At 69.2% G+C, this 9,842-nt stretch carries 3 protein-coding genes, 1 tRNA gene and 1 rRNA gene; 4 read left to right on the top strand and 1 reads right to left on the bottom strand.

The window, feature by feature from the left end:
• Nucleotides 1–150: 150 nt before the first annotated feature.
• The 3 genes from rrf to ACIHFE_RS11195 all read left to right on the top strand — a co-directional run bounded on the left by rrf (nucleotide 151) and on the right by ACIHFE_RS11195 (nucleotide 1,210).
• Nucleotides 151–267 (top strand): 5S ribosomal RNA (rrf, locus tag ACIHFE_RS11205).
• Between the two features lie 119 nt (nucleotides 268–386).
• Nucleotides 387–1,073: a DegT/DnrJ/EryC1/StrS family aminotransferase gene (locus ACIHFE_RS11200; RefSeq protein WP_400105567.1), complete on the top strand. Its 687-nt coding sequence runs from the start codon at nucleotides 387–389 to the stop codon at nucleotides 1,071–1,073.
• 64 nt (nucleotides 1,074–1,137) lie between these two features.
• Nucleotides 1,138–1,210 (top strand) — tRNA-Thr (locus tag ACIHFE_RS11195).
• 62 nt (nucleotides 1,211–1,272) lie between these two features.
• Here the strand turns inward: ACIHFE_RS11195 and ACIHFE_RS11190 are convergent.
• Nucleotides 1,273–3,906, bottom strand: coding sequence for a SpoIIE family protein phosphatase (locus ACIHFE_RS11190; protein ID WP_400105566.1), 2,634 nt, complete (start codon nucleotides 3,904–3,906; stop codon nucleotides 1,273–1,275).
• Between the two features lie 363 nt (nucleotides 3,907–4,269).
• Here ACIHFE_RS11190 and ACIHFE_RS11185 point away from each other — a divergent pair, with 363 nt between their 5' ends.
• Entirely contained in the window at nucleotides 4,270–9,723 is a 5,454-nt protein-coding gene (locus tag ACIHFE_RS11185) for a HAMP domain-containing protein (RefSeq protein WP_400105565.1), read from the top strand.
• The last annotated feature ends 119 nt before the right edge of the window (nucleotides 9,724–9,842 follow it).

The following is a 9,842-nucleotide window of genomic DNA, read 5'->3' as shown; positions in this document are numbered from 1 at the left end:
GGTTGATAGGCCAGGTGTGGAAGACCGGTAACGGTTGGAGCTGACTGGTACTAATAGGCCGAGGGCTTGTCCTCAGTTGCTCGCGTCCACTGTGTTGGTTCTGAAACCACGAACAACCAAAGTGCCGGTTGTTGACATGTTTCATAGTGTTTCGGTGGTCATTGCGTTAGGGAAACGCCCGGTTACATTCCGAACCCGGAAGCTAAGCCTTTCAGCGCCGATGGTACTGCATGGGGGACCGTGTGGGAGAGTAGGACGCCGCCGAACAATTATTCAAAAAAGCTCTGGTGTCTGGACTTCGGTTCAGATGCCGGAGCTTTTTTGTTTCCCCGAACCGGTGCGGAGTGTCACCCCGGGTTAACGTGTCGCGTCCACCATCCGGAGGTATGGGGACTGCGGAGATGCTGACGGCGGCGGGTGTGGGCTCCGGTGACGAGGTCATCGTGCCCTCGTACGCGACCACGGGGGCCGCCGAGGCGGTGCGGAGCACGGGGGCCCGGCCCGTCTTCGCGGACATCGACGCACAGAGCCTCTGTCTGGACCCGGTGGCCGTGCTGAGGGCGCTTTCCCCGCGCACCACCGCCATCGTGCCGGTCGGTCTCTTCGGCCACCCCGCTGACCTGACGTCTTTTCACACTCTGGCGGAAGCCCGGCAGTTGGTGGTGGTCGAGCACATCGAGCAGGCGCCGTCCGACGCGGTGGCCGTCCGCCGTCGTCGGGAGCACGCCGCCTATCTCGACGCCCGGCTGACCGGGGTCACAACTCCCGGCGTGGCGCCGGGCGTTGAGCACAGCTACCACTCGTATGTGGTGCGGGTGCCCGGCAATGGCCGGCCGGACCGGGACGCGTTCGCCCGGGCACTGCGCGCCCGGGGAGTGCGCTGCCGGGTGCCCGTACAGACGCCGGTGCACCGAACTCCGGCGTACCGGTGCGAAGTACGGCTGCCGGAGACCGAGCGCGCCGTCGATGACTGCCTTGCGCTCCCCATGGCGGAAGGGATGTCCCGGCGTGAGCTCCGCCGGATGGTCTCGGTGTGCAACGGCCTGGGCGGGCTGTTGCCGATGGCGGCCTAGCTGGTCAGACGCACGGTTGGTCAAAAGCACGTCCGAGGATCGGGTATGCTTTATCTCGTTGCCGGCCCCAATAGCTCAGTCGGCAGAGCGTCTCCATGGTAAGGAGAAGGTCAACGGTTCGATTCCGTTTTGGGGCTCTGAAGCGAGAAGGCCCTCACCGAGACCGGTGAGGGCCTTCCGCCTTTTCCGGCAGGGGAGTTCAGAGCTGCTGGGGCTCGGGGACGCGCATGGCCAGGATGGCCATGTCGTCCGAGGCCGGCTCGGCGGCGAAGCGCTCCACCGCGCGCAGCACCCGGGCGGCGACCGCGCCGGCGGTGAGGCCGGTGCAGGTGGTCAGCACCTCGGCCAGACCGTCGTCGCCCAGCATCCTGCTGCCCTCGCGGCGCTCGGTGACACCGTCCGTGACGCACAGCAGCACATCGCCCGGATCCAGGGTGACCGTCTGCTCGTAGAGCTCCAGATCGTCCATCACACCCAGCAACGGCTGCGGATCGGCGGCCGGGGCCACGCTGCCGTCCTGGCGCAGGCGCAGTGGCAGCGGGTGGCCGGCGCAGACCACCTTCAGCAGGGCGCTGCCGTCCTGCTGGGGCCAGAGCTCGCCATAGAGCAGGGTGAGGAAGCGGCTGCGGGCGCCCTCGTCCAGGATGGCGGCGTTGAGCCGTTCCAGTACCGCGGGGCCGCCGAAGCCCTCCCGGGCCAGCAGGCGCAGGGCGTGCCGGGCCAGGCCGGTGACCGCGGCGGCCTCCGGTCCGGTGCCGCAGACATCGCCGATGGCGAAGCCATAGGCGCCGTCGCGGATGGGGAAGAGGTCGTAGAAGTCGCCGCCGACCTCATTGCCCTCGCCGGCGGCCCGGTAGATGACCTCGACCTCCACGCCGGGGATGTCCGGCATGCCGGGCGGGAGCAGGCTGCGCTGGAGGCTCTGGCTGATGGCGGTGCGTTCGCTGTAGAGCCGGGCGTTGTCCAGGGCGAGCGCGGCCCGGCGGGAGAGGTCCTCGGCGAGCTCCAGGATCTCCTGGCGGAAGTGGTCGTCGACGGGCTTGCCCAGGGTGAGCATGCCGATGACGCGGTTGCGGGCGACCAGTGGCAGGACCACGGTCTCGCCGCCGACGGCCGAGGCGGTGGCCAGAGTGATGCCGGGGGCGGCCGAGTGGTGCCGGTCGGGCTCGGTGAGGCCGAGGTCGCGCAGGGTGGCGCGCAGGTCCTTGGCCCGGGCCGCCTCGGCGGGCGCGGTCCACAGCCGGGCGCCGGGGGTGGGGACGGACTCCGGTGGGTCGACCTTGGCCAGCAGGGCCTTGAGCCCGTCGATGAGGTCCTCGTCCTCGTGCAGGACATAGGAGAGTTCGGGCTCGGAGGACTGGTCGGCGATGGTGTACACGGCGCACCAGGTGGCCAGGGTGGGCACCGTCATCTGGGCCATCAGCGCCAGGGTCTGGTCCCGGTCGAGGGTGCCCGCCAGCAGGTCGGAGGCCTCGACCAGGAAGGACAGGGAGCCGCGGCGCAGCCGTTCCAGTTCGCCCAGCCGGGCGGACTCCACGGCCAGGGCGATCCGGTCGGCGGCGAACTGCAGTCGCAGTGCCTCCTCGTTGCCGTAGCGGTGTGCCGCCTCCGCGGCCACGCCGAGTGAACCGGTGAGCCGGCCCTCGACCTTGAGCGGCACGGTGACCACCGAGCGCATCCCGGTCTCGGCGAGCAGGGGTACCGCGCCGGGGATGGCGCTGAGGTCGTCGTGGACGGAGGGCATCCGGGCCGAGCCATAGCGTCCGGCGCCGGCCTCCACCGGGACCCGGGCGAAGCGCTGGCGGGCGGAGGGCAGGCCGGTGGAGGCGCGTACCTCCAGTTCGGTCTCGTCGTCGGTGGCCAGCAGCAGATAGGCGGCGTCGCCGTCGAGCATGTCGCGGGCGCGTTCCACGGTGCGCTGGAGCAGGCCGTCCAGGTCGTCGGGGGCGGGGGAGCCGATGAAGACCTCGAAGGGGTCGGCCGGGCCGCCGCGTTCGGTGGCGTTGGCGTCGGCCGGCGGGCGCTGGGGGCTCAGCAGCACCGCGCGCTCGTCGTCGCGCACCAGCAGGCAGACCGTGGAGGGGGCGCCTTCGTTGTCGCGGACCCGCAGATGGGAGGCGTAGACCGGGATGACCCGGCCATCGGCGCCCCTTATGCCGTAGGAGCCCTCCCAGCGGGACAGACAGAGCGCCTCGGCGATGCCGGTGGAGGTGCCGGGGGTGTGCGGCCAGGCGGCGAAGTCGGCCAGCGGCTTGCCGGTGACCTGGTCGGCCGGGTAGCCGAAGAGGTGCTCGGCGTCGTCGTTCCAGGCGCTGATGGCGCCGCAGCGGTCGATCTGGACGACCGCCACCCGCACCCGGGATTCGGCCAGCGGGAGTGCCTCGGCGGGCAGGGCCGGGCCGGCGGAGCGGGTGCCGGCGGGGCGGTCGTCGACGTCGAGGCGGAACCACACCTTCTTGTGGGTGGAGGTGTACTCGACGCCCCAGTGCGCGGCCAGCGCGGTGCACAGCAGCAGGCCGCGGCCGCCCTCGCGGTCGAGCCCGCCGAACTGGCGGCCGGGGCTCTGCAGCGGCAGTTCACGTTCCGGATAGCGGTCGCCGACCTCGATGCGGACGCCGCCGTCGGCCCGTACACAGAGCACATCGGCGGCGGTGCCCGCGTGCACCACGGCATTGGTGACCAGTTCGCTGGTCAGTACGACGGCGTCGTCGATGATGTCGGGGAATCCCCACCCCTGGAGTGTGTCCCTGACGAATGCGCGGGCGGCGGCGACCGAACGTCCGACCGGCTCGAAGGTGGCGGCAGCCCGCGCGGTGATCACAGCACTCCCCATTGGCCTCTCATCGCTCCCCCGAGTCCTGTGCCCGATTCCAGGACGTCGATTCGTCCGCCAGGCTAAACCGTTGCCCGGGGCGGTGGGGAACAGAGCCCGTTAATCCGGGAGTGAATGAGAAGGGCCACAACTCGTACACGCTTTCCTTTGTCATGGCGCGGTGCTGCCGTGGCATGCGAGGCGTCGTAGGCTGTGCGGCTCGTCGGCGGGAGCCGGGGCGGTGGGTAACGGTCCGGTTTCAACGAGGGCCGGGTGCGCTCGTTACCCTCTGACGGGCAGCCGCCCCGGTGGGCTGGTGAAACACTGGGCAGGCTGGAAGCGAAACCCCTACGAGGATCAGCGACCCTGCGGGAGGGACCGACGGTGGAGTCTGGCGGAGCGGCGCGGAGCGCAAGCACGCGCGCGAAGGGCGGACGGTCCCGGCCCAATGGCACGACGGAGGTCGACACCGCCGCGCTGCACCGGCTGCTGTCGGCGCTGGAGGCGATGCGGGACGGCAACTTCCGCAAGCGGCTGACGGTCTCCGGGGACGGGGTGCTCTCCGAGATCGCCGCCGTCTTCAACGAGGTTGCGGACCGCAATCTCCAGCTCACCGGGGAGCTCGCGCGGGTACGGCGGGTGGTCGGCCGGGAGGGCAAGCTCACCGAACGGCTGGAGGTGGGGGCCTGCGAGGGCGCCTGGGCGAGCGCGGTGGAGGCGGCCAACGCCCTGGTGGACGACCTGGTGCGGCCGGTCTCCGAGGTGGGCCGGGTGCTGTCGGCGGTGGCCGAGGGCGACCTGGAACAGCGGATGGACCTGCGGGCCCAGGGCGCGGACGGGGCGGCGCATCCGCTGCGCGGCGAGTTCCTCAAGGTCGGGCGGACCGTCAACGGCCTGGTGGACCAGCTGTCCGCGTTCACCGACGAGGTCACCCGGGTGGCCAGCGAGGTGGGCACCGAGGGCAAGCTCGGCGGCCAGGCCCGGGTGCGCGGGATGTCGGGATCCTGGAAGGACCTCACCGACTCCGTCAACACCATGGCCTCCCGGCTGACCGCCCAGGTGCGTGACATCGCCCTGGTGACCACGGCGGTCGCCAAGGGCGATCTCTCCCGGAAGGTCACGGTTCATGTGGCCGGGGAGATGCTGGAGCTGAAGAACACCGTCAACACCATGGTGGACCAGCTGTCGTCCTTCGCCTCCGAAGTGACCCGGGTGGCCCGGGAGGTGGGCACCGAGGGCGAGCTGGGCGGCCAGGCGCAGGTGCCGGGGGTGGCCGGGGTCTGGAAGGACCTCACCGACTCCGTCAACCTGATGGCCGGGAACCTCACCGCTCAGGTGCGCGGCATCGCCCAGGTGACCACCGCGGTCGCCAGCGGCGACCTGTCGCAGAAGGTCACGGTGAGCGCGCGCGGTGAGGTCGCGCAACTGGCCGAGACCATCAACCAGATGACCGAGACGCTGCGCACCTTCGCCGACGAGGTGACGCGGGTGGCCAGCGAGATCGGTTTCCAGGGCCTGCTGGGCGGTCAGGCTCAGGTGCCGGGGGCGGCGGGGACCTGGAAGGACCTCACCGATTCGGTGAACACGGCCTTCCGTAATCTCACCGGCCAGGTACGGGATATCGCGCAGGTGACCACGGCGGTGGCCAATGGTGATCTGGGGCAGAAGGTCACCGTCGATGTGTCCGGCGAAATGCTGGAGTTGAAGAACACCGTCAATTCCATGGTGGACCAGCTTCAGTCCTTCAGCGGTGAAGTGACCCGGGTGGCCCGGGAGATCGGGGTCGAGGGCGAGCTGGGCGGTCAGGCTCAGGTGCCGGGGGCGGCGGGGACCTGGAAGGACCTCACCGATTCGGTGAACACCGCTTTCCGTAATCTCACCGGCCAGGTGCGCAATATCGCGCAGGTGACCACGGCGGTGGCCAATGGTGATCTGGGGCAGAAGGTCACCGTTGAAGTCTCCGGCGAAATGCTCCAGTTGAAGAACACCGTCAACACGATGGTGGACCAGCTCTCCTCGTTCGCCGACCAGGTGACCCGGATGGCCCGGGATGTGGGCACCGAGGGCCGCCTCGGCGGTCAGGCCCGGGTGCCCGGAGTCAGCGGCACCTGGAAGGAGTTGACCGACTCGGTCAACTTCATGGCCGGCAACCTCACGTCCCAGGTGCGGCAGATCGCCCAGGTGACCACGGCGGTGGCGCGGGGTGATCTGTCGCAGAAGATCGATGTGGATGCCCGGGGCGAGATCCTGGAGTTGAAGAACACCATCAACACCATGGTCGACCAGCTCTCCGCCTTCGCCGAGCAGGTGACGCGGGTGGCCCGCGAGGTGGGCACCGAGGGCCGGCTCGGCGGCCAGGCCCAGGTGCCGGGCGTGGCCGGTGTCTGGCGCGATCTGACCGACTCGGTCAACGGCATGGCGGGTAACCTCACCACCCAGGTGCGCAATATCGCCCAGGTAGCCACGGCGGTGGCGCGGGGTGATCTGTCGCAGAAGATCGATGTGGATGCCCGGGGCGAGATCCTGGAGCTGAAGAACACCCTGAACACCATGGTCGACCAGCTGTCCGCCTTCGCGGACCAGGTGACCCGGGTGGCCCGTGAGGTGGGCACCGAGGGCATCCTGGGCGGCCAGGCCGAGGTGCAGGGGGTCTCCGGCACCTGGAAGGACCTCACCCAGTCCGTCAACTTCATGGCGAACAACCTGACTTCGCAGGTGCGCAATATCGCCGAGGTGACCACCGCGGTCGCCAAGGGCGACCTCTCCAAGAAGATCACGGTCGATGCCAAGGGCGAGATCCTGGAACTGGTCACCACCGTGAACACCATGGTGGACCAGCTGTCGGACTTCGCCGAGCAGGTGACCCGGGTGGCCCGTGAGGTGGGCACCGAGGGCCAGCTGGGCGGTCAGGCCCGGGTGCGCGATGTCACCGGCATCTGGAAGGACCTCAGCGACAACGTCAACCTGATGGCCAACAACCTGACTTCACAGGTGCGGAACATCTCGCAGGTGGCGACCGCGGTGGCCAATGGCGACCTGACCAAGAAGGTCACCGTGGAGGCGCGCGGCGAGGTGGCGCAGCTCGCCGACACCGTCAACACCATGGTGACCACCCTGTCGTCCTTCGCGGACGAGGTGACCCGGGTGGCCCGCGAGGTGGGCACCGACGGCATCCTGGGCGGCCAGGCCAGGGTCCCCGGGGTGAGCGGGACCTGGAAGGACCTCACCGAGTCGGTGAACTCCATGGCCTCCAACCTCACCGGCCAGGTGCGCAATATCGCCATGGTGACCACCGCCATCGCCCAGGGCGATCTCACCAAGAAGATCGACATCGATGCGCGCGGCGAGATCCTCCAGCTGAAGACCACCATCAACACCATGGTCGACCAGCTCTCCTCGTTCGCCGACCAAGTGACCCGGGTGGCCCGGGAGGTCGGCACCGAGGGGCAGCTGGGCGGCCAGGCCCGGGTGCGCGATGTGGACGGTGTGTGGCGCGACCTCACCGAGTCCGTCAATGAGATGGCCGGGAACCTCACCCGCCAGGTGCGGGCCATCGCCGAGGTGGCCACCGCGGTGACCAGGGGCGACCTCAACCTCCGCATCGATGTGGCGGCGGCCGGCGAGATCCTGGAACTCCAGGACAACATCAACACGATGATCGCCAACCTCCGGGAGACCACCCTCGCCAACAAGGAGCAGGACTGGCTCAAGGGCAACCTCGCCCGGATCTCCGGCCTGATGCAGGGCCGCCGCGACCTGGAGGACGTGGCCCAGCTGATCATGAGCGAGCTGACCCCGGTGGTCTCCGCGCAGCATGGCGCCTTCTTCCTGGCCATGCCGGCGGGGGAGGTGGACGGGGGCGAGGACGACTACGAGCTGCGGATGCTGGGCAGTTACGGCTACTCCATGGGTTCCATGCCCACGTCCTTCCGGCCGGGCGAGTCGCTGATCGGCACGGCGGCCAAGGAGAAGCGCACCATCCCGCTGGAGAATGTGCCGTCGGGCTACCTCAAGATCGCCTCCGGGCTGGGCGACGCCCCGCCCGCCCATGTGATCGTGCTGCCGGTGCTGTTCGAGGGCCAGGTGCTGGGCGTGATCGAGCTGGCCTCCTTCCAGCGCTTCACCCAGATCCAGCGGGACTTCCTCAGCCAGATCGCCGAGATGATCGGCACCAGCGTCAACACCATCAGCGTCAACACCAAGACCGAGGTGCTGCTCAAGCAGTCCCAGGAGCTGACCGAGCAGCTGCGCGAGCGCTCCGCGGAGCTGGAGAACCGGCAGAAGGCGCTGGAGCTGTCCAACGCCGAGCTGGAGGAGAAGTCCGAGCGGCTGGCGCGGCAGAACCGCGACATCGAGGTGAAGAACACCGAGATCGAGGAGGCCCGGCAGGTGCTGGAGGAGCGGGCCGAACAGCTCGCCGTCTCCATGCGTTACAAGTCGGAGTTCCTGGCGAACATGTCGCATGAGCTGCGCACCCCGCTCAACTCCCTGCTGATCCTGGCCAAGTTGCTGGCCGACAACGCGGACGGCAATCTCTCCCCCAAGCAGGTGGAGTTCGCCGAGACCATCCATGGCGCGGGCTCGGATCTGCTCCAGCTGATCAACGACATCCTCGACCTGTCCAAGGTGGAGGCGGGCAAGATGGACGTCAGTCCGTCCAGGATCGCCCTGGTGCAGCTGGTGGACTATGTGGAGGCCACCTTCCGGCCGTTGACGGCGGAGAAGGGGCTGGACTTCTCGGTACGGGTCTCGCCGGAGCTGCCCGCCACCCTGCACACCGATGAGCAGCGGCTGCTGCAGGTGCTGCGCAATCTGCTGTCCAACGCGGTGAAGTTCACCGACGGCGGGGCGGTGGAGCTGGTCATCCGGCCGGCCGGTACGGATGTGCCGGACTCCATCCGCGAACAGCTGCTGGAGGCCGGGGCGTTGCGTGACGCGGACGGTGAGCTGATCGCCTTCTCGGTCACCGACACCGGCATCGGGATCGCCGCCAGCAAGATGCGGGTGATCTTCGAGGCGTTCAAACAGGCGGACGGGACCACCAGCCGCAAGTACGGGGGCACCGGGCTGGGGCTGTCGATCAGCCGGGAGATCGCCCGGCTGCTGGGCGGCGAGATCCATGCCGCCAGCGAGCCCGGCCGGGGGTCCACCTTCACCCTCTATCTGCCGTTGAACGCCGGGGAGTTGCCCGCCGAGGGCTTCGGCCAGCTGCTGCCCGGGGGGCAGGGCGCCGAGGAGGAGAGCCAGGAGGCCGCCACGGCCGAGGCCGGTGCCGGCGCGGACGCCTTCCCCAGCGGTGCCGCCGGTCTCTTCCTGCGCCGCCGGCGGGCCGCGCAGGGCAACGGCCGGCACGAGGCGGAGCCGGACGCGGCCCGTGGTGAGGTCCAGGCCGCGCCGGGCGGGACCGAACAGGCTCCGGCGCCCCGCGAGGAGCAGCCGCCGCGGGTGGCCGCCCGTGGCTTCCACGGCGAGAAGGTGCTGATCGTCGATGACGACATCCGCAATGTGTTCGCGCTCACCAGCGTGCTGGAGCAGCACGGGCTCACCGTGCTCTACGCGGAGAACGGCCGGGAGGGCATCGAGGTCCTGGAGCAGCACGACGATGTGGTGGTGGTGCTGATGGACATCATGATGCCGGAGATGGACGGCTATGCCACCACGGCCGCGATCCGCAGGATGCCGCAGTTCGCGGAGCTGCCCATCATCGCGCTCACCGCCAAGGCGATGAAGGGCGACCGGGAGAAGAGCATCGACGCCGGAGCGTCCGACTATGTCACCAAGCCGGTCGATACGGATCATCTGTTGTCGGTGATGGAGCAGTGGATGCGCGCTGAGTGACAGTCGGAAGGATGGGCTCCGACTGTCCGCTGACAGACCGTGTCCGAGGAGGTGTGCGACCCCCGCATTCCGGGAACTTTCCGCTCCGCCGCCACGTTTCCGCTATGTGCGCAGTGACA

The organism is Streptomyces sp. NPDC052396, from assembly GCF_044593195.1.
Taxonomy (GTDB): Bacteria; Actinomycetota; Actinomycetes; order Streptomycetales; family Streptomycetaceae; genus Streptomyces.
This window is presented reverse-complemented; position numbering and strand designations above follow the sequence as displayed.

Coding starts and splice junctions, on each gene's coding strand:
- ACIHFE_RS11200 (WP_400105567.1), top strand. CDS start 387: ATGGGGACTGCGGAGATGCTGACGGCGGCGGGTGTGGGCTCCGGTGAC.
- ACIHFE_RS11190 (WP_400105566.1), bottom strand. CDS start 3,906: ATGGGGAGTGCTGTGATCACCGCGCGGGCTGCCGCCACCTTCGAGCCG.